The 25,551-nt window shown below is 64.2% G+C and carries 26 protein-coding genes and 3 pseudogenes; 15 read left to right on the top strand and 14 right to left on the bottom strand.

The annotated features are described in order from the left end of the window. Nucleotides 1-17: 17 nt before the first annotated feature. Nucleotides 18-2,890 (top strand): annotated as a pseudogene (gcvP, locus tag ALC15_RS22460) (aminomethyl-transferring glycine dehydrogenase). A gap of 221 nt (nucleotides 2,891-3,111) precedes the next feature. Continuing rightward, nucleotides 3,112-3,549, top strand: a complete 438-nt coding sequence (locus ALC15_RS22455; RefSeq protein ID WP_050629141.1) for an acyl-CoA thioesterase — start codon at nucleotides 3,112-3,114, stop codon at nucleotides 3,547-3,549. 5 nt (nucleotides 3,550-3,554) lie between these two features. Here ALC15_RS22455 and ALC15_RS22450 read toward each other — a convergent pair whose 3' ends face one another. Further along, entirely contained in the window at nucleotides 3,555-4,574 is a 1,020-nt protein-coding gene (locus ALC15_RS22450) for a hypothetical protein (protein ID WP_244486210.1), read from the bottom strand. Between the two features lie 42 nt (nucleotides 4,575-4,616). Then, nucleotides 4,617-5,705 carry a recombinase RecA gene (gene recA, locus ALC15_RS22445; RefSeq protein ID WP_050629140.1) on the bottom strand — a complete coding sequence of 363 codons (1,089 nt, stop codon included), beginning with the start codon at nucleotides 5,703-5,705 and terminating at the stop codon, nucleotides 4,617-4,619. A gap of 515 nt (nucleotides 5,706-6,220) precedes the next feature. Here recA and ALC15_RS44230 point away from each other — a divergent pair. From ALC15_RS44230 to ALC15_RS45495, 5 genes are all read left to right on the top strand, one after another. Further along, nucleotides 6,221-6,391: a hypothetical protein gene (locus ALC15_RS44230; RefSeq protein WP_157860933.1), complete on the top strand. Its 171-nt coding sequence runs from the start codon at nucleotides 6,221-6,223 to the stop codon at nucleotides 6,389-6,391. A gap of 1,009 nt (nucleotides 6,392-7,400) precedes the next feature. Beyond that, on the top strand, nucleotides 7,401-7,562 hold the full coding sequence (locus tag ALC15_RS44870) for a hypothetical protein (protein ID WP_167350161.1): 162 nt from the start codon (nucleotides 7,401-7,403) through the stop codon (nucleotides 7,560-7,562). 16 nt (nucleotides 7,563-7,578) lie between these two features. Next, on the top strand, nucleotides 7,579-7,779 hold the full coding sequence (locus tag ALC15_RS22440; RefSeq protein WP_162240502.1) for a hypothetical protein: 201 nt from the start codon (nucleotides 7,579-7,581) through the stop codon (nucleotides 7,777-7,779). Nucleotides 7,780-8,390: 611 nt separating this feature from the next. Beyond that, complete coding sequence (locus ALC15_RS44865; protein ID WP_167350160.1) at nucleotides 8,391-8,561, top strand: hypothetical protein; 171 nt, start codon at nucleotides 8,391-8,393, stop codon at nucleotides 8,559-8,561. 68 nt (nucleotides 8,562-8,629) lie between these two features. After that, the gene (locus ALC15_RS45495) at nucleotides 8,630-8,830 is read left to right on the top strand and encodes a hypothetical protein (RefSeq protein WP_050629138.1); all 201 of its coding nucleotides are present in this window, start codon (nucleotides 8,630-8,632) and stop codon (nucleotides 8,828-8,830) included. Nucleotides 8,831-8,964: 134 nt separating this feature from the next. On the opposite strand, the gene ALC15_RS44225 is transcribed toward ALC15_RS45495, so the two are convergent. Continuing rightward, the gene (locus tag ALC15_RS44225; RefSeq protein ID WP_157860932.1) at nucleotides 8,965-9,102 is read right to left on the bottom strand and encodes a hypothetical protein; all 138 of its coding nucleotides are present in this window, start codon (nucleotides 9,100-9,102) and stop codon (nucleotides 8,965-8,967) included. A gap of 1,628 nt (nucleotides 9,103-10,730) precedes the next feature. Here ALC15_RS44225 and ALC15_RS22430 point away from each other — a divergent pair. After that, nucleotides 10,731-10,937 carry a hypothetical protein gene (locus tag ALC15_RS22430; protein WP_050629137.1) on the top strand — a complete coding sequence of 69 codons (207 nt, stop codon included), beginning with the start codon at nucleotides 10,731-10,733 and terminating at the stop codon, nucleotides 10,935-10,937. Between the two features lie 46 nt (nucleotides 10,938-10,983). Here ALC15_RS22430 and ALC15_RS22425 read toward each other — a convergent pair whose 3' ends face one another. From ALC15_RS22425 to ALC15_RS22415, 3 genes are all read right to left on the bottom strand, one after another. Then, nucleotides 10,984-11,214, bottom strand: a complete 231-nt coding sequence (locus ALC15_RS22425) for a hypothetical protein (protein WP_050629136.1) — start codon at nucleotides 11,212-11,214, stop codon at nucleotides 10,984-10,986. Nucleotides 11,215-11,312: 98 nt separating this feature from the next. Further along, nucleotides 11,313-11,615 (bottom strand): hypothetical protein, encoded by a 303-nt coding sequence (locus ALC15_RS22420; RefSeq protein ID WP_050629135.1) that lies wholly within the window; start codon nucleotides 11,613-11,615, stop codon nucleotides 11,313-11,315. Between the two features lie 88 nt (nucleotides 11,616-11,703). Next, nucleotides 11,704-11,835: a hypothetical protein gene (locus ALC15_RS22415; protein ID WP_050629134.1), complete on the bottom strand. Its 132-nt coding sequence runs from the start codon at nucleotides 11,833-11,835 to the stop codon at nucleotides 11,704-11,706. A 185-nt stretch (nucleotides 11,836-12,020) separates the two neighbouring features. On the opposite strand from ALC15_RS22415, the gene ALC15_RS22410 reads away from it, so the two are divergent. Continuing rightward, nucleotides 12,021-13,496 carry an amidase gene (locus tag ALC15_RS22410; protein ID WP_050629133.1) on the top strand — a complete coding sequence of 492 codons (1,476 nt, stop codon included), beginning with the start codon at nucleotides 12,021-12,023 and terminating at the stop codon, nucleotides 13,494-13,496. A 45-nt stretch (nucleotides 13,497-13,541) separates the two neighbouring features. Continuing rightward, nucleotides 13,542-14,003, top strand: coding sequence for a PaaI family thioesterase (locus ALC15_RS22405; RefSeq protein ID WP_050421254.1), 462 nt, complete (start codon nucleotides 13,542-13,544; stop codon nucleotides 14,001-14,003). On the opposite strand, the gene ALC15_RS22400 is transcribed toward ALC15_RS22405, so the two are convergent. From ALC15_RS22400 to ALC15_RS22385, 4 genes and pseudogenes are all read right to left on the bottom strand, one after another. Beyond that, the gene (locus tag ALC15_RS22400; protein ID WP_028339845.1) at nucleotides 14,004-14,297 is read right to left on the bottom strand and encodes an HdeA/HdeB family chaperone; all 294 of its coding nucleotides are present in this window, start codon (nucleotides 14,295-14,297) and stop codon (nucleotides 14,004-14,006) included. It lies immediately after the preceding gene. 200 nt (nucleotides 14,298-14,497) lie between these two features. Further along, nucleotides 14,498-16,522 (bottom strand): pyrroloquinoline quinone-dependent dehydrogenase, encoded by a 2,025-nt coding sequence (locus tag ALC15_RS22395; RefSeq protein ID WP_050629132.1) that lies wholly within the window; start codon nucleotides 16,520-16,522, stop codon nucleotides 14,498-14,500. Nucleotides 16,523-16,593: 71 nt separating this feature from the next. Continuing rightward, nucleotides 16,594-18,026 (bottom strand): annotated as a pseudogene (locus ALC15_RS22390) (caspase family protein). 153 nt (nucleotides 18,027-18,179) lie between these two features. Then, nucleotides 18,180-18,407 (bottom strand): hypothetical protein, encoded by a 228-nt coding sequence (locus ALC15_RS22385; protein WP_050629131.1) that lies wholly within the window; start codon nucleotides 18,405-18,407, stop codon nucleotides 18,180-18,182. A 159-nt stretch (nucleotides 18,408-18,566) separates the two neighbouring features. Between ALC15_RS22385 and ALC15_RS22380 the strand changes: the two genes are divergently transcribed. Then, entirely contained in the window at nucleotides 18,567-19,019 is a 453-nt protein-coding gene (locus ALC15_RS22380; RefSeq protein WP_050629130.1) for a hypothetical protein, read from the top strand. A 92-nt stretch (nucleotides 19,020-19,111) separates the two neighbouring features. On the opposite strand, the pseudogene ALC15_RS22375 reads toward ALC15_RS22380, so the two are convergent. Continuing rightward, nucleotides 19,112-19,859, bottom strand: a pseudogene (locus ALC15_RS22375) (SDR family NAD(P)-dependent oxidoreductase). Between the two features lie 341 nt (nucleotides 19,860-20,200). Between ALC15_RS22375 and ALC15_RS22370 the strand changes: the two are divergent. Further along, complete coding sequence (locus ALC15_RS22370; protein ID WP_050629129.1) at nucleotides 20,201-21,385, top strand: GNAT family N-acetyltransferase; 1,185 nt, start codon at nucleotides 20,201-20,203, stop codon at nucleotides 21,383-21,385. A 79-nt stretch (nucleotides 21,386-21,464) separates the two neighbouring features. After that, nucleotides 21,465-22,304, top strand: a complete 840-nt coding sequence (locus ALC15_RS22365; protein WP_050629128.1) for a transglutaminase domain-containing protein — start codon at nucleotides 21,465-21,467, stop codon at nucleotides 22,302-22,304. 192 nt (nucleotides 22,305-22,496) lie between these two features. On the opposite strand, the gene ALC15_RS22360 is transcribed toward ALC15_RS22365, so the two are convergent. From ALC15_RS22360 to ALC15_RS22350, 3 genes are all read right to left on the bottom strand, one after another. Beyond that, nucleotides 22,497-23,135: an NIPSNAP family protein gene (locus ALC15_RS22360; RefSeq protein WP_050629127.1), complete on the bottom strand. Its 639-nt coding sequence runs from the start codon at nucleotides 23,133-23,135 to the stop codon at nucleotides 22,497-22,499. A gap of 85 nt (nucleotides 23,136-23,220) precedes the next feature. Next, complete coding sequence (locus ALC15_RS22355; RefSeq protein WP_050629126.1) at nucleotides 23,221-23,886, bottom strand: DsbA family oxidoreductase; 666 nt, start codon at nucleotides 23,884-23,886, stop codon at nucleotides 23,221-23,223. A 63-nt stretch (nucleotides 23,887-23,949) separates the two neighbouring features. Beyond that, nucleotides 23,950-24,774 carry a helix-turn-helix domain-containing protein gene (locus ALC15_RS22350; RefSeq protein WP_050629125.1) on the bottom strand — a complete coding sequence of 275 codons (825 nt, stop codon included), beginning with the start codon at nucleotides 24,772-24,774 and terminating at the stop codon, nucleotides 23,950-23,952. Between the two features lie 94 nt (nucleotides 24,775-24,868). Between ALC15_RS22350 and ALC15_RS22345 the strand changes: the two genes are divergently transcribed. After that, on the top strand, nucleotides 24,869-25,093 hold the full coding sequence (locus tag ALC15_RS22345) for a hypothetical protein (RefSeq protein WP_050629124.1): 225 nt from the start codon (nucleotides 24,869-24,871) through the stop codon (nucleotides 25,091-25,093). 32 nt (nucleotides 25,094-25,125) lie between these two features. Next, nucleotides 25,126-25,524, top strand: a complete 399-nt coding sequence (locus tag ALC15_RS22340) for a hypothetical protein (protein ID WP_050629123.1) — start codon at nucleotides 25,126-25,128, stop codon at nucleotides 25,522-25,524. Nucleotides 25,525-25,551 lie beyond the last annotated feature (27 nt).

Here is a 25,551-nt window from a genome sequence, read left to right as displayed (position 1 = left end):
CACCCGAGGATCAGCCCATGAACGCGCCCTTCAAGCCGATCAACGAAGCCGCCACCGATTTCGTCCGCCGCCACATCGGACCGTCGCCGCGCGACGTCAACGCGATGCTGGAAACGGTCGGCGCCGCGAGCCTGCAGGCGCTGATGAACGAGACGCTGCCGGGATCGATCCGTCAGAAGGCGCCGCTCGATCTCGGCCGTGCGCTGAGCGAGACCGAGGCGCTCGCGCATATGAGCGAGCTCGCCGCGCAGAACCAGGTGTTCACCTCGCTGATCGGCCAAGGCTATTCCGGCACCATCCTGCCCGCCGTGATCCAGCGCAACATCCTGGAGAACCCGGCTGGTACACGGCGTATACGCCGTATCAGCCGGAGATCAGCCAGGGCCGGCTCGAAGCCCTGTTCAACTTCCAGACCATGATCTGCGACCTCACCGGGCTCGACGTTGCCAATGCCTCGCTGCTCGACGAGGCAACTGCGGCCGCCGAAGCGATGGCGCTCGCCGAGCGCCACTCGCAGGTCAAGGCGAAGGTGTTCTTCGTCGACAAGGAGGTGCATCCGCAGACGCTCGCCGTGATGCGCACGCGTGCCGCCCCGCTGGGCTGGGCGCTGCTGGTCGGCGATCCCCTCACCGAGCTCGACAAGGCCGACGTGCTCGGCGCGCTGCTGCAATATCCGGGCACCACGGGCGCGGTACGCGATCTCCGGCCGGCGATCGCATCGCTGCACGCCAAGGGCGCGCTTGCGATCGTTGCCGCGGACCTCTTGTCGCTGACGCTGCTGACCTCGCCCGGCGAGCTCGGCGCCGACATCGCGATCGGCTCGGCGCAGCGGTTCGGCGTGCCGATGGGCTATGGCGGACCGCACGCCGCCTATATGGCGGTGCGCGACACGCTGAAGCGCTCGCTGCCCGGCCGCATCGTCGGCCTCTCGGTGGATTCGCGCGGCGCACCGGCCTATAGGCTAGCATTGCAGACCCGCGAGCAGCACATCCGCCGCGAGAAGGCGACCTCCAACATCTGCACCGCGCAGGTGCTGCTCGCCGTGATCGCCTCGATGTATGCGGTCTATCACGGCCCCGAAGGCCTCACCCATATCGCGCGCGGCGTGCACCGCCGCGCCACCGTGCTCGCCGCCGGCCTGCGCAAGCTCGGCTTTGCGCCGACCAGCGAGGCATTCTTCGATACCGTGACCGTCGAGGCTGGCGCGAAGCAGATCGAGATCGTCACGCGCGCGCAGGCGGAGCGGATCAATCTGCGCATCGGCGCGACCACGCTCGGCATCGCGCTCGACGAGACCACCACGCCGGAAACTGTCGAGGCGGTGTGGCGGGTGTTCGGTGGCAAGCTCAGCTTTGCCGAGATCGAGGCGGCCGCGCGCGAGGCGCTGCCGAAGGAGTTGCGGCGCAGCAGCGCCTTCCTCACCCATCCGGTGTTCAACACGCATCGCTCGGAGACCGAACTCTTGCGCTACATGCGCAAGCTCAGCGACCGCGACCTCGCGCTCGACCGCGCGATGATCCCGCTCGGCTCCTGCACGATGAAGCTGAATGCCACGACCGAGATGATCCCGCTGACCTGGCCGGCGTTCGGCAATCTGCATCCGTTCGCGCCAGCCGATCAGGCCAAGGGCTATCACGCGCTGTTCAAGCGGCTGGAGCAATGGCTGTGCGACATCACCGGCTATGACGCGGTGTCGCTGCAGCCGAATTCCGGCGCGCAGGGCGAATATGCCGGCCTCCTTGCCATCCGTGGCTATCACCTCGCGCGCGGCGAGCCGCACCGCAAGGTGTGCCTGATCCCCTCCTCCGCGCACGGCACCAACCCGGCCTCGGCCGCGATGGTCGGCATGGAGGTCGTGGTGGTCGCCTGCGATGCGCGCGGCGACGTCGACGTCAACGATCTCCGTGCCAAGGCGGAGAAGCATTCGGCCAATCTCGCCGCCGTGATGATCACCTATCCGTCGACCCACGGCGTATTCGAGGAGCATATCAGCGAGATCTGCGACATCGTGCATGCGCATGGCGGCCAGGTCTATCTCGACGGCGCCAACATGAATGCGCAGGTTGGCCTCTCGCGGCCCGGCGATTACGGCGCCGATGTCAGCCATCTCAATTTGCACAAGACCTTCTGCATCCCGCATGGCGGCGGCGGCCCCGGCATGGGCCCGATCGGCGTCAAGGCGCATCTTGCGCCCTATCTGCCGGGTCATCCCGCAACCGATGGGGCGACCGCGCACGCCATCGGCCCGGTATCGGCGGCGCCGTTCGGCTCGGCGTCGATCCTGACCATCTCCTACATCTACATCCTGATGATGGGCGGCGAAGGGCTGACGCGCGCCACCGAAGTGGCGATCCTCAACGCCAACTACATTGCCGCACGGCTGCAGCCGCACTTCCCGGTGCTGTACCGCAACGAGCGCGGCCGCGTCGCGCATGAGTGCATCGTCGACCCGCGGGCGCTGAAGACGACCAGCGGCGTCACCGTCGACGACATCGCCAAGCGGCTGATCGACTACGGCTTCCACGCGCCGACCATGAGCTTCCCGGTGGCGGGCACGCTGATGATCGAGCCGACGGAATCGGAATCGAAGTTCGAGATCGACCGCTTCTGCGACGCCATGATCGCGATCCGCAGCGAGATCGCGGAGATCGAGAACGGCCGCTGGAAGGTCGAGGCCTCGCCGCTGCGTCACGCGCCGCACACCGTCCACGACATCGCCGATGATGCCTGGAACAGAGCCTACACCCGCACCGAGGGCTGCTTCCCGGCCGGCGTGTCGCGGTCCGACAAATACTGGAGCCCGGTCGGGCGCGTCGACAATGTCTACGGCGATCGCAACCTGGTGTGCTCGTGCCCGGCGATCGAGGCTTACGCGGAGGCCGCGGAGTAGCGCGGCCTCTGTTGCGGGATGTCGTGCAACATCCACCGGGGATGGTTGCCACGAGGTCCAGGTCAAAACGTCGAAAACAACCCCATGCACAGTAGGGATTGGGGCGACTGGTCATCCGCGGGCACTAGATCCAGTGGGTAGGACGGGTAGAGCCAACGGGTCCGCGATTCGGCTATGGCAGGGAATGCGCGGGAGCGACCGACGCCGCGGCAGGAGGAGACATGCGCGAGGAATTCTGGTTTCACTTCCCGTTTCGCGTCCGCTATTCCGAGGTCGACGCGCAGGCCGTGGTGTTCAACGCCCACTATTTGACCTATTTCGACACCGCTATCACGGAGTATTTCCGCGCGCTCGGCTACGACTATCTCGGCGAGGTGGCGCGGACCGGGATCGACTTCCACACCGTGAAGTCGGTGGTCGAATACAAGGCGCCGATCCGGTTCGACGAGGACATCGAGGTCTGCGTCCGGGTCGCGCGGATCGGCCGCTCCTCGATCAACCTGGCGCTCGCGATCTTCGCCAAGGGCTCCGACGACCTACGCGCAACCGGCGAGATCATCTGGGTCGCGACCGACCAGACGACCCATCAATCGGTCGCGGTGACGGACGACCTGCGGGCGCTGGTCGCGAGCCGGGAGAAGGCGCTGGTGCCGGGTTGAATTGACTACGGCTTGGTCAGCGTCGGAGCAATGCGCCAGAGATTGTCGTTGGTGAGGTGCGTGCCGCCCCACCAGCGATCGATCGGGTTATGGCTGCTGAAGTCTTCCTGGTGCGCGATGATCGCTTCGCCGAACTCGGTCAGCCGCGGATAGCTTGCGGCGTAGCGCGCGTGCCAGCTCCTTTTGCTCTGCGGTCGTTCGAGATCAGTCACTGCAGGCGACGGACCATCCGTGAGGCCGTCGAGCAATGAGAAAAGTTCGAGTTCTCCGAACACATTTCCGGGGCGCCAGAGACGATGAAGTAGTCCAAGCGCTGAAAAGCCGTCGTAACGTGCGATCAGCTCAAGAAGTCGCATTTCAGTTGCGCCAAGCCCCGTCGCGCGGGAGGGCAATTCTGCAACCAAGGCAAGCTGCGCCGACCTCAGAAATGGCAGTGAGCTAAGGTCACTCTGCAGGCAATCCAGAAAGGGCATTGGGGTGACTGCGCAATAAGCCGACCAGATCGCACTTCCGGTGTTGAGTTCGACCGGGCCGACGTCGACCGTCAAAACATCCTCTGGTTCGGGCATCTCTTCAGCCGGCACCGTCAGATCGAAATCAACAAGACGCAACTTCAACCTGGCCGCTGTCTCGGGATGATATCTGAAAAAAGCCAGAAGGAAGACCAGCTGCAGCTGATCGTTCGGATATTGTTCGAACCAGAGCTCGACAACGTCATACGGTTCGCAATACTCGACGAGCGAAAGGTGCCTGCGAGCCCGGACTTCATCGGAGAACAATCTCCATGAACACCAATCCGACCAATGACGACCCGGGCCCTGGCTGGAACGCGCGCCAAAATAATCTTCGAACTCTTCTACCGGGGGCAACGGCCCCCAAACGAAGCGAAAGCGAAATTCAATGACCGCTTCTGCCAGACCCGAGCGCGCGAGACGGATACCGGAACCAGTCAGAATCAAACGCTTCATCGTCCAGACCTCGCCGAACGCAACACAAAACAAAACGGGCGCCGATGACGTCGGCAACTCAACGTCCTCAGCGCCCGTTTGCAGCGAAATGATTGAGCCTTACTCTTCCGTCGGCTCCTCGCCGTCGGCGTCGCGCTCCGGCGTGCCGGCGAGGATCTGTTCGGAGATCAGGCCGGAGTTCTGCCGGATCGCGGCTTCGATCTTGGTGGTGATGTCAGGGTTGGCGCGCAGGAACGCCTTGGAATTCTCGCGTCCCTGGCCGAGCCGCTGGCTGTCATAGGAGAACCACGCGCCGGACTTCTCGACGAGGCCGGCCTTGACGCCGAGGTCGAGGATCTCGCCCATCTTGGAGACGCCCTCGCCGTACATGATGTCGAACTCGACCTGCTTGAAGGGCGGCGCCAGCTTGTTCTTCACCACCTTGACGCGGGTGGTGTTGCCGACCACCTCGTCGCGCTCCTTGATCGCGCCGATGCGGCGGATGTCGAGGCGGACCGAGGCATAGAACTTCAGCGCGTTACCGCCGGTGGTGGTTTCCGGCGAGCCGTACATCACACCGATCTTCATGCGTATCTGGTTGATGAAGATCACCATCGTGTTCGACTTGTTGATCGAGGCGGTGAGCTTGCGCAGCGCCTGGCTCATCAGGCGCGCCTGCAGGCCCGGCAGCGCATCGCCCATCTCGCCCTCGAGTTCGGCCTTCGGCACCAGCGCGGCGACCGAATCGACCACCAGCACGTCGACCGCACCGGAGCGCACCAGCGTGTCGCAGATTTCCAGCGCCTGCTCGCCGGTATCGGGCTGCGAGATCAGGAGCTCGTCGATGTTGACGCCGAGCTTGCGCGCATAGACCGGATCGAGCGCGTGTTCAGCGTCGATGAAGGCGCAGATGCCGCCCTTCTTCTGGCCTTCGGCCACCGTGTGCAGCGCCAGCGTGGTCTTGCCCGAGGATTCGGGCCCGTAGATCTCGACGATGCGTCCCTTCGGCAGGCCGCCGACGCCGAGCGCGATGTCGAGCCCGAGCGATCCCGACGACACCGTCTCGACATCCATCGAACGGTCGTTCTTGCCGAGCTTCATCACCGAGCCCTTGCCGAACTGGCGCTCGATCTGGGAGAGCGCGGCTGAGAGGGCCTTGGACTTGTCCATGGAGGATCCTTCGACGATACGCAGTGCGGTGGCGGACATTTGGGATGTGCTCCTTATGGCGAGGATTCGCTAGCGGGACAAACGGGCGGATGAGATCGGCAGAAAAGCGTTGTTGATAGGAATCTCGTACCACGTTTGTTCTATGTTCGCAATATGTTCTTTCAGAGCTTTCGGGTACTGTCCGTATTTAAGCCCCAGTGTCCTAGATTGAATTTGAAAGTGTCCTAGTTCGGATTAAGCGAACGGAAACCATGACTTATCTGACGCTCTCGGTAGGACCACCAGGCAGCGATCACCGAATGTTCTGCCTATCCCCGGATGTTATACGGTCATAAGATTTACTATGCAGTTTGTGCCAGTTCCCGCCCTAGGGTTATCCGTGGGTGAACAGAATTGCCTGCGAAATCTTTGACGCTAATCAAGGCTGCGTCTGACTGTTTCAGTGCATAGGTAAGACCGTAGCCAAAAACGATTTCCAGCCCGTCGTTGCGGTTATGGCCCCGGACTCCTAGGCACTCCGGGGCCGCCCTCGCCATTGGTGGAAGGCAGCAGCAATGATCGTTCTCGATGAGGTTGCGATGGCCCTAGCTGATGCAGAAGCAAAGCTCAAAGAAATGCAGCGCGACGTCAGCGCGATCCGCTCTCCGACGCTTCGCGAGGAGTTCGAGGAGACGATGGAGGCGTACCGCGAGATAATCAAGCATCTGCGAAGGTGCTATCATTAGGGCACGCGCCGAGCAAACTGCCGCTTTAGCCCGCAGGTAAGGCCGCCTCAGTTGGCAGCCTACGCCGCTTTGACATGCACATTCAAAGCAACGTGGAGCACTAACCCACTATCCTGATTCTGCCCCAAAGAAACGGCCCCAGCGAGGGACCTAGGTGAACGGCTCCGGCAATGTCCCTGTGGGCACGGGGCCAACGCACCGGAGCCGTTCAGACACGCCCGTGCAGAGCGCGCTCTACACGGTACCGGGAAAAAGTGGCAATCGGCGATAGCGATCCCGGGGTACCCCTCACTGTGTCCTAATTTCCGATAGCGGGTAGCGTTCTTTATGAACGGGCGCGCCGCGCGCCAAATTGTTCATGCGTTCGGATCTCAGATGGCTCTTCGGTATTTACGAAAAATCCCCCGGCTTTTAAGGCCGGGGGCGGGAGTTTTTTCCTATGCATCAACTAAAATACCGGGACAAGCCCCGATGATTGATGCCTAGCACACCGCGGTTCCATCCATCCACAGAAATTGCCACTTTTTCCCGACTTCGAAACGACGGTACGTGCTACCAGCGATTCCGGGTCGGCTATCTCACTCAGCACGGGACGCCCGGCCCAGCTCATCGCCGGTCGTCTCGAGAGGGACGACCGGCGCGAGCGAATGCAGGTGTCCTAGTTTGTTCTTGCGACTGTCCTAACTAGGCCAGCACCGAGATTTCGGTACTGTCCGTATTTGAGCCCCCGATCCTAATTCGAATCCTAGAGTGTCCTAAATCGTTTAGCCGGAATGTTTGGGCCGTTCTCGGCAGGACTGCTGAGCCCGATGCACGGTCTTGGGCATAACGAGTTTCTATAGGGCGGCAAATTCGTTCCCTACGTGGTTCTCCGTAAGGCCATCAGCTATTGCCTACGCCATCTCCCCGTAGTTTCACGGATCAAATGTTACCCAGTGGCATATGTTGGGCTCGCGCTGGTTGTGGCAAAATACTGCTTGGCTTTATTGAGCAGTTCGGGGAGTGAGCCATGGCGGACTTTATTTTCACGGCGAACATTGCCCATTACGATCAACTGCTGTCGACGGAAACGGACCCGACCAAGATCGCGATGCTACGCAAACTGCGGGCCGAGGAAGAAGCCAAGCTAGCCGAGTGGCACAAGCAAAATCCAACGCAGAAGGCGGGGTAAACTGAAATTCGTATCGTTGCCCGGCATGATGACTCTTCAAGAATACGAGGAGCTAGCAGCCAAGTACGAGCGGCTGATCGAGATGCTGCGCGATCCGCACGACCGTTACCAGCTTGAGAAGCTTGCCAATAGCTATCGCGCACTTGCTAACAGTGCGTCCGTTCTAGATCGATGTGCCAGGGTCCTCGAAGCGCTAGAACAGGGCCGGATGAAGTAAGGCCGCCTCAGTTGGCGGCCTCTTTCATTGCATGAAATCAGGCTCTTCATCGCCGTCTTGATCGGCAAGAATCTCTCTATCGAGGCTGTGAAGGAAGCCGCGCGCCGCTACAGCCCTGCCGAAGTAACAGCAGTAAGCCGTCAGAGAGAGAAGCGGGCCGGTTCGCACGGCTCCTGTCGTCCAGATCAGCAGCCTAAAGAAACGGCCCCAGCGAGGGGGCCAGTTCAAACGAGAGGGCCGCGTCACGCGAACGGCCCGACCGGGCAAATCTGAAAATCATCTGAACTGAAAACCTGCCCCGGCTTCAAAATCCTAGATCGCTTCGCATCCGCAGCAATTCCGGAAAAGCACGTAGTGTCCCAGTTTGTTCTCGCGACTGCCCTGTTTCCGACGCTGGTAGCTAGTTTGAAAATCACAGTAGCCTGAATTGGTTGGGCCGCGATCTCAGTAGGACCACTGACCGGTATGCCCATAACAATTTCTATGGGGCGGCAAACTCGTTCCCTACGTGGTTCTCCGTAAGGAATGGCCCGGAGCTCTCAGTTGGGTGAACGGAGTTCCTATCTCGATTTGCGCACGATAAACTTGGATCCCCGGATAGGGGGACACCGATGAAGGACATGAAAGCGCACTTGGAGAAGCTTCGCGTCGAGGCGGAAGAGTGCGAGCTGATCAGCAAGCTGGCGACCAACCCAATCAAGAAAGAACTGTTCGCAAAGCTAGCAGCACATCATCGCACACTTGCCAATGAGGTCGAGCGCACAATGAACGAGTCGAAATAGGAACCTTACGCGAGGCTGACGATTAGAGTTCGCGTTCCGGACAGGAACCTAGAGCAAGGGGTGAATGCATGGGACCGAAGAAGCGCCGCCGTTATGCCCCGCAGGCAGATTTGCTCGAAGCGCGGCTCCTGGAGCGCGCTCGAGAGCTACGCGATCAGGCCGCAGCTCTACTCCCAGGTATCGAGAAAGACGCGCTATTGAAGCTCGCCCGCCAAGCTGAAGCTGGGGCGAGCATGACCGAATGGCTGCGCGTTCCTGGCTCTGCTTAAGAGGTGCCGTCATGCATGCACGCCACCATCATATCGATAGCGTAGAAATCGCCTTTGCCTGTACTGCGGCCGTGTCCCTTGCGGGCTTGATTGCCAGCCTTGCCTGGCTCTTTATGCGATGAAGCAAGGCCGCCTCAATTGGCGGCCGCTTTCGCGTCCCGCTCCAACCGCTTCTGCTGTCGTTTCAAGTCGTCCTCAAGCGCTTCCAGCATCGTCTCATCAATCACGCCGCTCGCGACGAGCTTGAGATAGTCTTGCGGGTTATGGCTCACCGCCCGCCCGGCGCGAGTGGCCGGTTTTGGTTTTGCGAGTAGCCTCAAAAATAAGTCCCAGCGCCCCGGGGAAGAGCGCTGGGACTGAAGGCGACGGCGGACCGTGGGGGCAGGATTTCGCCCTCGCCAATTGCCTAATTTTCCCGACACTGAATCGTTCCTAAAGAGTGACCGGTTCTGAAATGGCGGTTGGCCTGTTTCGGCCGTACCGAGATTGCGCGCCTGGCCGGACCCAGGCCCCGGTGTCCTGAGCTAGAACCGGGAGTGTCCTCATTCGGATTAAGCGAACGGCCATCAATCGATATGCAGTTTGTGCCACGCACGCCGTATTATGCACGGTTCTGGGCATATAAATTTCGATGGTGCGCAATCTGTTCGCGGTCCTCCGGAACAAAACGCGACCACCCGCCAAGTTTGAATCCTGACTTGCCCCAATCCAGGATGACGGCATGCCCAGGCTGGTCAAACCCCACGCCCGCAAGCCGCCTCCACAACACGGAAGCCGCGCGCTAGTGACCGTGGCCGAACTCCGGGAATGGCAGACGCACGGCATCGCGTGCGTGGTCCTCGACGTTGAAACCTGACAGGACGTGACCAGGATTGTACTGGCCCAGGCCGCGGCGGCCTCCGGATCGATGGCGTCAAGAAGCGGCCCCAGCGAGTGGGCACTGACCGGGGCCGAGTTGCACTTTGGTCGTCCCGATGCTGCCCGGCAGGAACAGCACCCGAACAAGCGATAACCCGGAGCGTGCTGCGCTCGTTCCTTTTCCAGCACGCCGGCGTGTGAACGCGGCTCGGCTTGATGTCGGACGCGCTCTGGCCTCCGATGGAACCAACCGACGTCATCGCCCGGCCGATGTTCTCAGTAAGACTACCGAGGCGGCATAGTAAATGTTCTGGCCCCATCATTTTCCATGGGGCGCCATCCGTTCTTGCCGCTCGGCGCTCATCGCTTTGGGCCAACCTGAAAGGCGTCGCGCCAGCGCGGGCGAAGAGGTGATGCGCGAAGGTCAGTCGCTCAGAACATCGTCCGTGATAGCCAATTTGGGACATGCCCTTTGGCACAGATTGTATAGGCTTCGCGGTATCAGGATTTTGCACACCTTCCTGGGGCTAGGGCCAGCGCCGTCCGCATCTTTTTCAAGCGGGCGGCGTTGTGCTGTCGGGCATCCGATCGCGTGAAAAGGTCCGCAATCGCGAACGCAGAACGGGCTCATTTCCGGAGCGGCTGGCGTAATCCGTAGTTCTCCGGGCCAGAACAAAGTTCCGCGAACAGGCGGATCCGCCCCCGCCCCAACTGCCCCGGATTATCAACGAGTTACCAGCGGATTTGGCGATGCGACGTGTGTTTGGCACAATCTGCATACTACCTTGGTACCCCTCCTGACCCCCAAAAAAACTACGTAGCCTTCACGGGAAGACTCGGGTTCCGCCAGTGTTCGTGACATTGGCTCGCCGGGCCGCACCGCCAGACACGGCGTGCCGCCGGCAGATGGATCTCCTTCGGGATCCATGACGACGCCCAGACGGGCGTCGCAGTTCACAACATCGTTGTACGGGTGCTAATCATTGCTACAACCTTTAGTTTAAATATCGACGACCGCCATTCCTTCGCGGAACCGTTCCAGATGATTCACAAGGGCGTCGAATTCAGCGTCACGCAGGTCACGGCCGGCGTCTGGAAATGGCGTTTCCAGATCGGCGATCGGGTCTACACCGGCAAGACCGAAGCGAAACTCGACCTGCTGGCGATCCGCCGCGTGCAGCTGCGGATCGACCGCGAGCTGAACAATCTCGGGCTGGGACGGCCCCGCGGGCAAAGCGATCAGGATTGAGGCGCCGGCTGGATTGGCTCCGCTGCGCCGGCCAACAGGCCGCGCTTCAGTCCGCGCTGGCCAGCCGCCGCATCGTGAACTCGATCTCCCCGCCGGGCAGCTCGCGCCAGCTCTCGACCGCGCTCATATAGGCGGCCTTCGGATAGCGCTTGAGAAAGGCGCGCGCACGCAGGCGGGCCTGATCACGCGGCAGGCTGAAGGTCTCGCGCAGATAGCCGTCATCCGGCCGACGCCGCGCGGCCATCCGGCTGGCGAGATCGCGCGGACGAAACACCATTGCCGCAACTCCGGACCAACTGACGACGCCCCCAATATAGGGGCGGCGCCGAGAGAATCCGAGTCTGCGGCAACCGGCGAAGCCGGCCCGAACGGGGCTTACTGGCTGCGCTGCGCGGAGCCTGCAGGCTGCGCGGAGCTACCGGTCTTGGTCTTCGGCTTGGCCGGGTGGGTGGCCGCCTTCGGCGCATCGCTGCGCACCGCGCCCCAAGGATCGGACGATCCCTTGGCATCCGGGATCTTGCTCAACGAGTCCTTGTAGGCCCGGTCTCTGACCGCGTCCTGATCCTTCTCGTCCTGGGTCTTGGTCTTGACCTCGGGCATCAGATTGACGTTCGGCATTTGCGCATAGGCCGGTGCCGACAGCAGCGCCGCGACCGCAACTGCGCACAAAACTCTCATCACAAGGCTCCCTGCATTTTCGCCAGCGGTATATCACCGCAAGAAACCGGTCGCCAAGCGTGTCTGGCCAAGCGCGCCCGTCCCTGCCCTAGAGGTGATCCGACTTGCAGGATTTCGGCGACTGCATCCAGTCGTCCCAGATCGGACCGCATCGCGTGCATCCGCCAAGCGCAAGTCCGATCGCAAGCACCCCACCCAGCAGCACCAACCTGCGGAACATGTACGCCCCCGCCACTGACGAGGGCGAATTGGGCGCCAAAACTGGGGCATTTTCAAGCCGGGCACGGCGCTTGCAGCGCGGCGCAAACGCCTCGGAGCGCATCGGAGCGCAGCGGACGCGCGACGGTTTGACCGGGCGGCTCGGCAAATTACAGTGCGCAACAAAGCAGAAAAGGAATCGACGACATGACTTTGGCGATGAGCTGGGACGAATGGACGCGGCACGACGGAACGGCGCTCGCCGCGCGCGTCCGGAGCGGCGAGCTGACGCCCCGGGAGCTGGCGGCGCAGGCAGCCGCCGCGGTCGCCAAGGTCGATCCGGCGCTCTCCGGCGTGGTCGAGCTGTTCGACGACGTGATCGCCGATCCCGCGCGCGACGGCGCCGATCTCAACGGCCCGTTCGCCGGCCTGCCCTTCCTGATGAAGGATCTCGGCCCGACCTTGAAGGGACGGTTGCAGGAGATGGGCTCGCTGATGATGCGCGGCAACCGCGCCGCAGCCGACACCTTCCTGACCGCGAAGCTGCGCAAGGCCGGCCTCAATCTGATCGGCCGCACCACCACGCCGGAGTTCGGGGTCTGCAGCTCCGCCGAGAATCCCGCGGTCTATGTCACGCGCAATCCCTGGAACACCGACTACACCACCTGCGGCTCGTCGGCGGGCAGCGCGGCGATGGTCGCCGCCGGCGCCGTCCCGATCGCGCATGCCACCGACGGCGGCGGCTCGATCCGGATTCCCGCCGGCGTCAACGGCAATATCGGACTGAAAGTGTCGCGCGGCGTGTTCTCGCTCGCGCCGCATCTGTCCGACCTCACTGGCCTCGTCTCGATCCAGGGCTGCCAGTCCCGCACGGTGCGCGACACCGCGGCCTTCGTCGACGCCTGCCGCGGACCTGCGCCCGGCGAGTTCATGCCGTTCTGGACATCGCCGGAGCCGTATACAGCGATGATCGCGCGCGACCCCGGCCGGCTCAAGATCGCGCTGTCGCACACCTGGGGCGACTATCGCGCGACGCCGCATATCACCGCCGAGCTCGAGCGGGTCGGACGCTTCCTCGAAGGCCTCGGCCATCAGGTCGATTACGCGCTGCCGTCGCTCGACTACGCGGAAGCCTTCGCGGCGCAGACCACCTGCTACATCAGCAATTTCGCCGTGGTGATCGGCAACATGCTCGCGGCGCGCGGCCTGACGCGGCCGCCGGCGGAGCTGATCGAGCCGATCAATATCCGGATCTGGGAGCACGGCCGCGACACCAGCTTCGCCGACCGCGCCCGCATGCAGGCCGTATTCAACACGACGGCGCGCGGCTTCGGCGCCTTCTTCGAGGACTGGGACATCATCCTGACGCCGATCACGGCGCTGCCGACGCCGAAGATCGGCACCACGGAATATCTCACCATCAGCGATAACCCGTCGGTGCTGGACTGGTTCGGCAATCTCTGGCGCAACTTCGCCTTCACGCCGCTCGCCAATCTCTGCGGCATCCCGGCGATCTCGCTGCCGCTCGCGACCAACGAGCACGGCCTGCCGCTCGGCATCCAGGCGATCGGAAAGCAGGCCGATGACGGCCTCCTGCTGCAGCTCGCCGCCCAGATCGAGCGGGCGATCGACGGCAAGTGGAATGACGGCAAGCGGCCTGGCGTGCATGTCACGCGCGATTAGGCGATAGATTAGAGAACGATAAATCAACAGGGGAAACGGGACGTCATGCAGCAGGCCGGTGAATTCGGGATCGACGAGGCGCGACGGGTGCTTGGCGACGTCTTTGCGCCGTGGGTGCAGGATCTCAATCTGTCGATCGAACAGTTCGAGTTCACGCCGCCGCCCGGCAACGCTGCCGATTGGCAGCCCGGCGCCATCCTGCGCATGCCGTTCTCGGAACGGCTGTGCCGCAATGGCGGCATCGTCTGCGGCCAGGCGCTGATGGCGTTCGCCGACACCGCGATGGTGCTCGCCAACCTCGCGGCCAACAAGGGCTACCGTCCGATGACGACGGTCGACCAGACCACCCATTTCATGCGCGCCGTGACCGCCTCCGACGTACTGGCCGACGCGCGCGTGGTGCGGCTCGGCCGCACCATGAGCTTCGGCCGCGTCACGCTATCCTCCGCCACCGACAACAAGCCGGTGGCGATGGTGTCGAGCGCGTTCGCGATGCTGCCGGGATAACTACTTGCCGAGCACGGCCTCGGCGGCGTTGACGATGCTGATGGTCGGATTCTTTCCGCAATAGGTGCCGAACTTCTTGGCGTTCTCGGTGAACACGTCGGTGTCGATGATCGCCTCGTCGGAATCGCCCTTGTACCAGCCGTCCATCCAGACTAGCACCATCTTGATGGTGTCGTCGCCGCCTTCGACGAATTGCTTGCAGGTCATGGTCGAGAGATCGAGGACGGTGGCGTTGGCCGGCGCGGACGACAGCGCGAGCGCGGCGGCAAGCATGATCGAGGCAGTGATCTTCATCGCAATCTCCATGGGCAAAATGATCTGAAATGAACAGGCCGCCGGGCACCCGGCGCGTCCGCTCGCGACCTCGTAAGCGAAGCGTCGCGGCGAGCGCAAGCATGACATCGTGCGCGCGCGTGCTCACGTCGTTTCGGTGCACGCATTGAGAACCGATGTCGCTGATTTGTCATGCAGCGCGCAACATGCGCGCTGCCGCACTACGCCGCAGCGACGCGACGCTTCCTGCGCCAACGCCAGAGCAACCCGATCAGCACGATCAGCACCACACCGGCCGCGAGTGCCTTCGCGGTAAACCGTCCACCGGGACGATCGATCAGACGCGTCCACAGCGACGCGCTCTCGCCCTGACGCGGCAGGCGAAACGCAACCACGCTGTCGCCGATCGATGTGCCGCCCTCGGAATGGCCGCCCGCGCCGATCACGACATACTGCTCGCCCTTCCACAGATAGGTCATCGGATTGGCGACGCCCGGCACCGGAAGCCGGCCGAGCCACAGCTGCTTTCCCGACTTGACATCGAACGCGCGCAGATACGCATCCATCGCACCGGTGAACAGCACGCCGCCCGCGGTGATCGCGACGCCGTTGACCAGCGGCGTGCCGGTATTGAGCGCGATGCCGAGCGGCGCGACATCCTCGCTGGTGCCGACCGGCGAGTGCCAGAGGATCTTGCCGGCCTTCAGGTCAACCGCCACGGTCTCGCCCCATGGCGGCTTGTTGCACGGCGTCCCGATCGCCGTCATCGCCAGCGCCCGCGACATCGCAAACGGCGCCCCCTCCTGCTGGCCGAAATCATGGCCGGGCGGCGGATTGAAGCCCCTGGCCTGATCGCGCGGAATCAACGTGATGACGTGCGCGGCATGACTGACATTGGCGAACAGGATCTGGTTGACCGGATCGAACGCGGCGCTGCCCCAGTTCACGCCGCCGCCGGTCATCGGATAGACGATCGTGCCTTGCGTCGACGGCGGCGTGTAAAGTCCCTCGTTGCGGGATTGTGCAAGCAACTTCGTGCAAGTCGAACTCCGGACGCCCGGCAGCAGGCCGCCGATGTCATCCGCGGTCATGCGCTGCGTCAGCAGCGGCGGCACGTGGGTCGGGAACGGCTGCGTCGGCGAGAGCTGCTCGCCCTCGGCGCCGTTCTGCGGCACCGCGCGCTCCTCGACCGGCCACATCGGCTTGCCGGTGTCGCGATCGAGCACGAACACGAAGCCCTGCTTCGTCGGCTGGATCACGACGTCGCGCATGCCGTTGCCGGTGTCGATCCGCGCCAAGGTCGGCTGCGCCGGCAGGTCGTAGTCCCAGACGTCGTGATGCACGGTCTGGAATGCCCATACCAGTTCGCCGGTCTCGATCCGCAGCGCGACGACGGAATTGGCGTGCTCGTCATTGCCGGGGCGCTTGCCGCCCCAGAAATCGGGACTGGGCGATGTCGTCGGCAGGAATACCAGTCCCCGCTCCTCGTCCACCGACATCGGCGCCCAGACGTTGCTGTGGCCGGCCTCTATGCCGCTGTGCACCAGCGGATCGAAGGTCCAGCGCGGCTGGCCGGTCCGTGCATCGAAAGCCCGCACCGCGCCGATCGGCGCGTCGACCCTGCGGTTGTCGCCGATCGCGGACCCGACCACGACCACGCCGTGGCCTGTCACCGGCGCCGACGTGATCTGAAATTCGCCCGGCCATGCGAGCTTCATCCCGGCGTCGATCTTGATCTCGCCGGCATTGCCGAAATCGGCGCAGGGCTTGCCGGTCCTGGCATCGAGCGCGATCAGGCGGGCGTCGTTGGTGCCGGTGAAGATGCGTGACTTGCAGGCCGCACCTTCGGCCGCACGATCATCCGTCCAGTGCGCGACGCCGCGGCAGACGAAGCGGTTGGCCGGCCGCTGCGCCATGCTGATCTTCGGATCGAAACGCCATTTCTGCGCACCGGTGCCGGGATCGAGCGCGATCACTTCGTTGAACGCGGAGCAGAAGATCAGGCTGTCCTCGACGAACAGCGGCGTCACCTCGAACTTGGTGCGCTTCATGACCTCGGGCGGGCGAGCATCGAGATCGCCGGTGCGGAATTCCCAGCCGCGTACCAGCGTGCCGACATTGTCCGCCGTGATCTGCGTCAGCGGCGAGAAGCGTTGTCCCCCGCGATCGCCGCCCCAATACTCCCAGGCGAGCGCCGGTTGGATGCAAAGCACCAGAGCGGCGAGCAGGCGAAACAGGGACCGCATTGCGTCCTCCCGCAAGATGCGATCATCGGACGCCGCATCTCATGCGGGAAAGCCTTTACGCGATTGGCGGCTCAGTATCCACCCCTGTGGTAGCCGCCGCCATAATTGCCGCGATAACCGCCGCGGATGCCAATCCCGATTCCGATCGGTGGTCCGACAGGCTCGTAGACCACGGCCGGCGGCGGCCGGCGCACCACCACGACGTCGTCCTCGACCACGACGCGCGGCGGCCGCTTGCCTGCGCGCCGCGGCGGCGGATCGGGAGCGACGCGCTTCTTAGCCGGCGCCGCGGCCTTCTGCTGCTCCGGCGGCGCGGCGTTGCAGGGACAGGTCGGCGCCGCCAGCGCGACATTGGTCGCGGGCACGCTGAGCGCGGTGGCCGGCGTCAGGTCGGGACGGTAGCGCAACCGTTCGATCATCTTGCGCGCGGTGGCCGTGAGATCGCTGTCGGGATACAGCACGAGGAAGCTGCGATAGGCCGCCGCCGTGTTGGCGAGTACGGCGTCGTTCCACGCCACCATGCGGCGATGCCGGTCGAGCCAGTCGCGCGCCTGCAGGCCGCGCGGCGTGCCGGCGAAAACAGCGGCAAAGGCTTCATAGGCTTCGTCGGTACCGTCAACCACGATCAGTTCGTTGGCAGCCTCGATCGGCTTGCCCTGCAAGTCGCGCTTCCATTCGTCGACGGTGCGCTTGGCCGCGGCCGGCGCCGGTGCCGGTGCCGCTGCTGGCGTTGCTGAGGGACCTGCCATGAAGCGGAAGTCGTCGGTGAGCGACGAGGAGTCCCACGGTGTCTGGCGGCCATCGGTCGCCTTGTTCACGGCAAGACGGACACGCTTGAACGTATCCTCGATCGGGATCCCCGGCTCCTTCGCTGAAGCCAGCAACGCGGTCGTGTACGGGCTGTTGGCGCCGCTGCCGTCCTCGGCCTCGGCGCCCGGTGACGTCGAGAATGACACGAAGGTGCCGGGCGCACCGATCCTGGCGTCGACGATGGCAAGCCCGTGCCCCGCGGTCTTGCTGAGTTCCGGGAACGGATTGTTGCGGCAGGCATCGAGCAGCACGATGCGCATCCGGCTCGGCACCGAGGTCAGCGTATTCAGGATGTCGTTGAGAGAACCGCCTGGATCGGAATGTCGGCCTCACGCTTCGGATCGACATCGACCGGCACCAGATAGTTCTCGCCATCGATCTGCAGGCCATGTCCGGCATAGAACACCAGCGCTACGGTGTCGGCGCCCTTCGCCGCCACCTGACCGGCGAAATCGCTGATCCGTGCGCGCATCTCATCCTGGGACAGATCCGATGCCGCGGTCACCGCAAATCCGGCATCGGTCAGCATCTGCGACATGGCCTTGGCGTCGTTGGCCGGATTGGGCAGCGCGGGCACCGACTTGTAGGCGGACTGCCCGATCACCAGCGCCAGGCGGCTTTCCGCCGATGCCGGCGCCGCACCGAACAGGATCGCGGCCGGAACGAGCAGGCTGAGGAGCGAACGGCGCAACATGGCGGCCTCCGACAAATGACGTCGGAGATGGGTCGAAAGCCGTCAGGTGAAGGTTCATGCCGTGCGGCAATGTGCTGCCGCCGACTTCGATGATTGTGTCGAGACGTCGCAGGAACCCGATGCGCCCTCGACGAGCGCCGGCTGTTCGGCTGACTATTTCGGTTTCTTCGCCGGATCGGTGGCCGGCTTGGTGACGCCCCAGGGATCGTATTTCTGCTTGGGCTCGGGAATCCGATCGAGCGCGGCCTTGTAGGCCTTCTCGTCGATCTTGGGCTTCTGCTCCGTCTTCCTGTCGTCGCCTCCGCCGCCTCGCCGGCCCTGGGCCAGGGTCGGTGTCGCGATCAGCGCCAGAATGACGGCAGCAACCGTGAAGCGTTTCATGTCAGTCTCTCTCCCCCGCAGCCGTAGAAACATCCGGCAACACCCCTACCCCAGGATAACTTGTCGCTCGACATTTGTTGATCGACAAAGCGTCGCGCGATGCGAATTCAGCCCCACCAGGGGGGCGCAATCTTGACGGCGGTACATTAAATTCGCCGGATGGGACAGGGACCAGTAAAACTGGCGGCGCTGCTGGCCGGCGCCGCCTTCATGTTGAGTGGCTGTGGGCTCGCGGATAGCCACGCGGTGTGGCCGGAGATGTTGAAGGTCAAGTCGAGCGAGCCGGCGCCGCTCGAGACCCCTCCGGATGTCAAGCGGCTGGTCGCGGGCAAACTGGACTCGGTGTTCACCGCGGGCTCGCAGCCGTCCCATGTGCGGGTCTCCGCTCCGCTGCACGACCCGCGCGGCACCGGCTGGACCGCCTGCGTGCGCGCCGAACTGACATCTGTGATCGGCAAACCGCTGGGGACGCAGACCTATCGCGTCTTCATCAGTGAGGGCGCGATCTTCGATCGCCGGCAGGTGGAAGCCGACGACAATTGCGTGACCGAGACATACGAGCCGGTCGAGGGCGCCGTTACGGCAGACGCGCAACGAAGCGCCAAACCCTAGTCTGAGACGTCGGCATGCGCCGGCCAAGCCTGATCGCGCATGTCGTGCGGGCCCATGTCGATCGTCGCACGAAACTCCGTTCGCAACGCAGGTCAGACGTTGCTGACGCCGCCGTCGACCACCATGTCGGAGCCGGTCATGAACGAGCTCTCGTCCGAGGCCAGGAAGACCGCTGCTGCCGCCAATTCCTCGGGACGGCCGATCCGGAGCATCGGCGTGTAGTTGGAATACATCTTGCGGATCGCGGCGGCTTGCTCGGGCGTCGACGCCTGGGAGTCCATGATCGGCGTGTCGACCGGCCCCGGGCTCAGCAGGTTGGCGCGGATGCCGCTGTCCTTGAACTCGGCCGCCCAGGTCCGCACGTAGGAGCGCACCGCCGCCTTGGTGGCGGCATAGGTCGAGTGGTTCGCCAAGCCCATATAATGCATGGCCGAGGACACCAGGATGATCGATCCTCGCCGGCCATCATCGGCAGCATCTTCTGCACCAGGAACAACGGCCCTTGGCCATCAGGTTGAACGTGCGGTCGTAGTGCTCCTCCGTGATCTCACGCAGCGGCACTTGTTCGGTGAAGCCGGCGTTGGATACGACCACGTCTACCCTGCCCCTCGCCTTGCGAACCGTCCCGGCGACACGGTCGAGATCATCGAGCCTGGACGCATCCGCCTGGATCGCGGTGACGCCGCCGCCGATCAACTTTGCCGCCGTGTCGAGCGCGTCCTGGCGGCGGCCGAAGATGAACACATCCGCGCCTTCCTTTGCGAAGCGTTGCGCGATGGCGAGCCCAATGCCGCTGTTGCCGCCGCTGATCACCGCGACCTTGCCTTCCAATCTCGACATGTCAGTTCCTTTGCGTTGCGCACCCGGATCGTCCGGAGACCCTGCAGCTAGGCGCGCCCGCACCGGCCGCTCAGTGCGGACATGCGCACACCGGTGGTGCAAGAATGATCCGGACGACAGGCGTTGCGGGTGGTTTCTCGCAGGACCATCCTTTTCGTGCGACTGCGGGCGGCTCGGTCGCCGCGATGGTGCGATCGCCGGCCCGCATATGCTGAACGCCCCGTTAACATTACCGCTCGAATTGCCGGATGACCTCAACGGCATTTTCCATTTCTTTCCGCTAGCGTTGCCCCCGATGAACGCAAGGCCGATCAGCCTCGCGGACCGGGGAAACATGGGACGTGGCCGATATTGCTGACCAGGCAGTGATCCGCCGTGCATCGCGCAAGGATGCCACGGACGATCGCGCGTTGCCGCCGTTGTCTGCGGCGTCGGTCGGTGCATGGCGCGCACTTGCCGAGCGCGCGATCGAGCCCAACGGCTACTATCAGGCGGACTGGGAATTGGCGGTCGATGCCTCCGCGCGCGGCCGCACCGGCGCATCGCTGCTCAGCGCCGCCGGCGATGCCGGGCAATTGATCGGGCTGCTGCCGGTCGTGCCATTTCGCCGAATCTATCGGATCCCCTTCCCCGCACTGGTCGGGGCCGAACCCTACGGCACGCTGTGCACGCCGCTGCTGGATCGCGATGTCGCTGAGCAGGCCGTCGGCCAGTTGTTGCAGCAGGCGCGCAACGCGGGCGCGCATGCACTGATCCTGCGCACGATGTCGCTCGACGGCCCAGCCATGGCGGCGATCCGCACGGTGCTCGCAAGGGATGGTTTGCAGCCGCGCCTGCTGAGCACCTATCAGCGCGCGCAGCTCGATGCGACGCGTGATGCCGACGAATTGCTGCGCGACGCGCTCGGGCCGAAGAAGCTGAAGGAGCTGCGGCGCCAGCGCCATCGCCTGTCCGACCATGGCGCGGTGCGCTTCGACGTCGCGCGTACGCCGCGCGCCGTTGCAGTGGCGCTCGAGACGTTCCTTGCGCTCGAAGCCGGCGGCTGGAAGGGCCAGCGCGGTACCGCGCTCAGCCAGCATGCCGGCGATGCGGCCTTCATCCGCCGCGCAATGGCGGCGATGGCCGAGGCCGGGTGCTGCGAGATCATCACGCTGCATGCGGGCGGCACGGCGGTCGCAGCCGGCATCGTGGTGCGCCATCAGGACCGTGCGTTCTTCTTCAAGATCGGCATCGACGAGCGCTTTGCGAAGCATTCGCCCGGCACGCAGTTGACGCTGGAACTCACACGCCATCTCTGCGCCGATCCGGCGATCAACTCGGCCGATTCCACCGCGGCGCCCGGCCATCCCATGATCGACCCGATCTGGCGCGGCCGCTTCGCGATCGGCGACGTGCTGCTGCCGCTGCGGCGCCGCGATCCGCTGGTCGGCGCCATTCATGCCGCGCTGACCCTGAACAATGTCGCCTACGAGGCCGCGCGGAGCACCGTCCGCTTCATCCGCAGCCGGCGCGGCAAGCCCGGCTAGCACACCCCCTCTTACACAACCCCGCGCGGACCGGTAGGCTGCAGACAACGGCCTTGAGCCGATGGCGTCGTGATCGGGCGTGAATGTGACGATCCAGCAATGCTACGTCCGACAGGACACGTTGACCGACCCTGGCGAGTTCGCCGGCGCATATGACGATTTGCCGGAGACGATCTCTGGACTACGCGAGGTTGTCTCGGGGCTGATCGTTCATGTCGCGTTGGCTGAGCGGTACGGCATCCCGCCTGACACGCCGATGGTCAGGCAAACCCAGCCGGTCGCGGATCGCTTGAAATCGATCCAGGCGTCGTTCGCCGGATCGCTCACCGCGGCACGGCCGCCGCGCAGTCGCACGTTCGGTACCTGTCGCGACTACGCGCTCCTGCTGTGCAGCATGCTGCGAAGCCGGTCGATCGCGGCGCGGGTGCGCTGCGGCTTTGCCACCTACATCGGCGACGACATCTATCACGACCACTGGATCTGCGAATACTGGTCACCGGCCGACAAGCGCTGGCGGCAGGCCGACGCGCAGCTCGATGCGCTTCAGATCGACCAACAGCAAATCACGTTCGACTGTGCGAACCTGCCGAGCGATGCATTTCTGACGGCGTCGCAGGCCTGGCGACTGGCGAGGAGCAACGCGGTTGCGGCCGGTGCCTTCGGCCATGCCCCGACCACCGGCCTGTGGTTTCTTCACGTCAACGTCTACCGCGACCTGCTGTCGCTCACGAACCGGCAAATCTCCGCCTGGGATGGCTGGCGCGACGCCCCGCCGGGCGGCAAGGTCCTGAAGGTCGGCGCGCTTGCCGAGCTCGACCGGCTGGCCGAACTGGTCACGGCGTTCGAGGACGGCGCGGAGCCATTTGCCGTGCTGGATGCGGCGGCATCACGCTGCCTGACGCCATCCTGGCTTTCGTAATGCCCAGGCGCCGCATGGTTTACCCTTTCGTAGCCATGCAGACACATCAAGAAACGATCGGCTCCGCCGTCAGGTTGGTGTCAGCCGGCCCTTTTAGCGTCGCGATGTGCTGTTTCTCAGGCGGCGCATGCCCTTGCCTGGAAAGCCTCATCCGATGGAAACGTCGGGTGAGGCTTTCTGCGCCGGTGTCCCTTACTGCAACGGCGAGTGCGGCGCCGGCAGCATGATGGTCGAGTGCATCTCCTCGAGCAGCAGCGTGCCCTTGCCCAGGAATTCCTGCCAGGCCGGATCCTTCAGCGCGGCGCCGCGCGCAGCAGCGCGGGCGTTGAGATCGGGATAGGCCCAGATGTGGCAGACCTCGTTGGGCTGTCCGGAATCGGTGTGCCAGAGGCCGACGATCTTGGAATATTTCTCGCGCTCCGGCATCACGCCGGTGATCAGGTCGAGCCATTGCTTGACGCCGCCGAGCGGCTTGGCGCGGTAGTTGCGGAATTCGTAGATGTTGCCCTTGGTGGCAGGCGCCACCGGCGGAATGATTGCATTGAGCAGCCGAACCTCCTGACGCACCAAGAGCGGACGGATCGCCGGAATGTATTCGCCGGTCCAGCGCGGATTCTTCGAAAGCTCGGCGCGCAGCCGGGTCCGCTCGTTGAGATCGGCGTAGCTCCACATGTGCATGACCTGATTGAGCGGTCCGATCTCGGTGATCCAGTAGCCTTCCAGCTTGCCGAAATTATCGCCGCGGATATCGCGCGAGATCGTGCTCGCCGCCTTCACCATCTCACCGACGGCTCCAGGACGGACCGTGTAGGTGCGCAGCTCATAGATCATGGTTGTCTCCCTGATTGTTTCCGATGGACGATGTAGGCAAATGAAAAAGCCCGGCGCGAGCCGGGCTTTCGATGGTGCTCGCGGACTACTCCGCTGCCTGTGCGTTGATCTCGGCCGAGACCTGGCGGATGGCGCGGGCGAGCTGCTCGGCCGGCTGGGCGCCGGAGACCGCATATTTCTGCGCGAACACGAAAGTCGGCACGCCGGAGATGCCCTTCTCGGCAGCCTCCTGGGCCTGCGCCGAGACGAGGGCGACATCCTCGTCGGTGGCTAGACGCCTGCGCACATCGTCGGCGTCGAGACCGACATCGGCGGCCGCCTGCACCAGCACGTTGACATCGGTGAGATCACCGCCGTCGCGGAAGTACAATTCCATCAGCCGCTGCTTCATCTCGGCCGCCTTGCCCCTGGCCTCGGCCCAGTGGATCAGGCGGTGGCAGTCGATCGTGTTGGGCTGGCGTTTGACGAGCTCGGGATGGTAGGTCAGCCCCTCCTCATTGGCGGCGGCGACCACGCGGCCGGCGATGCCCTTGTAGGCCTCGACCGAGCCGAACTTGGCGGTCAGATATTCGTCGCGGCTGATGCCCTCGCGCGGCACCCAATTGTTGAGGAAGAACGGCCGCCAGTGCACCTCAACCGGCACGTCGGGCACCAGCTTGAGCGCGTCCTCGATGCGATGCTTGCCGATGTAGCACCAGGGGCAGACGACGTCGGAGACGATGTCGAGGCGAAGCGGCTTCAGATCGCTCATGGCAGGGGTTCCCGGCGGAAATGGAACCCCAAAGGTAGGCAGAAAGCGCCCCGAGACAAGCCGCTATTTCATACTGGCTGCCATCTGCCGCATCCGCTCGGCGGTCAGTTCGTCGGCCGGGAAAAACGTCTCCAGCGCCAGTTCCTGCAGCGTGATGTCGACCGGGGTGCCGAACACCATGGTGGTCGAGATGAAGCTCAGGATCTCGCCATTGAGTCGCAGCTTGAACGGCAGCGCGACATTGTTGTCGGTGGTGATCGGCGCCGAGCGCGCCGGGATCGGATAGGACTTCAGGTCCTGGTAGAGCTTGAGCAGCTCCGGGTCGGCCGTGGCCTCGCATTGCCGGTGCAGCCGCTCCAGAAGATGCGCGGCCCATTCGGCGAGGTTGACGGTGCGCGGCGCGAGGCCCTCCGGGTGGAACGCCAGCCGCAGGATGTTGAAGGGCTGGCCGAGCAGCCGCTGCGGCACGCCCTCGAGCAGCGGCGCCACCATGCGGTTGGCCGAGACCAGATTCCAGTGCCGGTCATAGGCCAGCGCCGGATTGGGCTCGTGCGCCTTCAGCACCAGGTTGATCGCCTCGCGCGCCGATTTCAGCGCCGGATCCTCCAGCGAACGTTGCGGGAATGCGGGCGCGAAACCCGCGGCGACCAGCAGCACGTTGCGTTCGCGTAAGGGCACGTCGAGGCGCTCCGCCAGTTTGAGGACCATGTCGCGCGACGGCGCCGAGCGGCCGGTCTCGACGAAGCTCAGATGCCGCGCCGAGATCTCGGCATCGACGGCAAGGTCGAGCTGGCTGAGATGGCGGCGCTGCCGCCACTCGCGCAGGTGCTCGCCGATCAGGACGGGTTTTGCGGGCTCGGCCCGCGCCAGGGATGCATGTGCGTTCATGGTGCAAAACCTACCATGCGGAATTCGCCCGTTCCATTACGCCTGAGGTAATCGAATTGGCGTGCAGGGCGGCTCATCTTCCACGGCACAGGAGATGACCATGCTGATGCTGTCCCTTTTCCGCGCCTTCGCCGCCCTGCTCCCGTGGCTGGTCCATCTGGCCACCTGGCTGGTCGCGCGCTCGCTCAACCTGCCCCAGCCGCTCGTGCACGCGACCGGCCTGTGCGTGTTCGCGCAGGTCTACGCGGTCGAGATGAGAGTCGGCAAGGCGCTGTGCCCGCCTCGGCTGTGGCGTCAGCTGCAGTCCCTGTTCCTCTGACCAACCCCGTCCCAACCCAAGGAGATGCTGCCATGATCCATTCGTCCCCGCTGCTGCGCCGCGCTTTGCTTGCCGATGCCGTGTTCAGCGGCGTATCTGCGGTCGCAATGGTGCTCGACACCAGCACGCTGGCCTCGCTGCTCGGCCTGCCGGAAGTGCTGCTGCGCGAGACCGGGCTGTTCCTGATCGCCTACACCGCGCTGGTCGGCTGGCTCGGCGCAAGGACCTCGCTGCCGAAAGGCCCCGTGATCCTCGTGGTCGCCGGCAACGCGGCCTGGACGCTCGCCAGCATCGCGCTGCTGCTCTCGGGCGCGCTGTCGCCGAACCTCTTCGGCACGATCGTGATCCTCGCCCAGGCAATCGCCACCGGCGTGTTCGCCGAGCTGCAATATGTCGGATTGCGGAGGAGCGGAGCGATGGTTACGGCGTAGAATCCAGTTCTTTAAAAAAAGCACCCG

Source organism: Bradyrhizobium viridifuturi, assembly GCF_001238275.1.
GTDB lineage: Bacteria > Pseudomonadota > Alphaproteobacteria > Rhizobiales > Xanthobacteraceae > Bradyrhizobium > Bradyrhizobium viridifuturi.
This window is presented reverse-complemented; position numbering and strand designations above follow the sequence as displayed.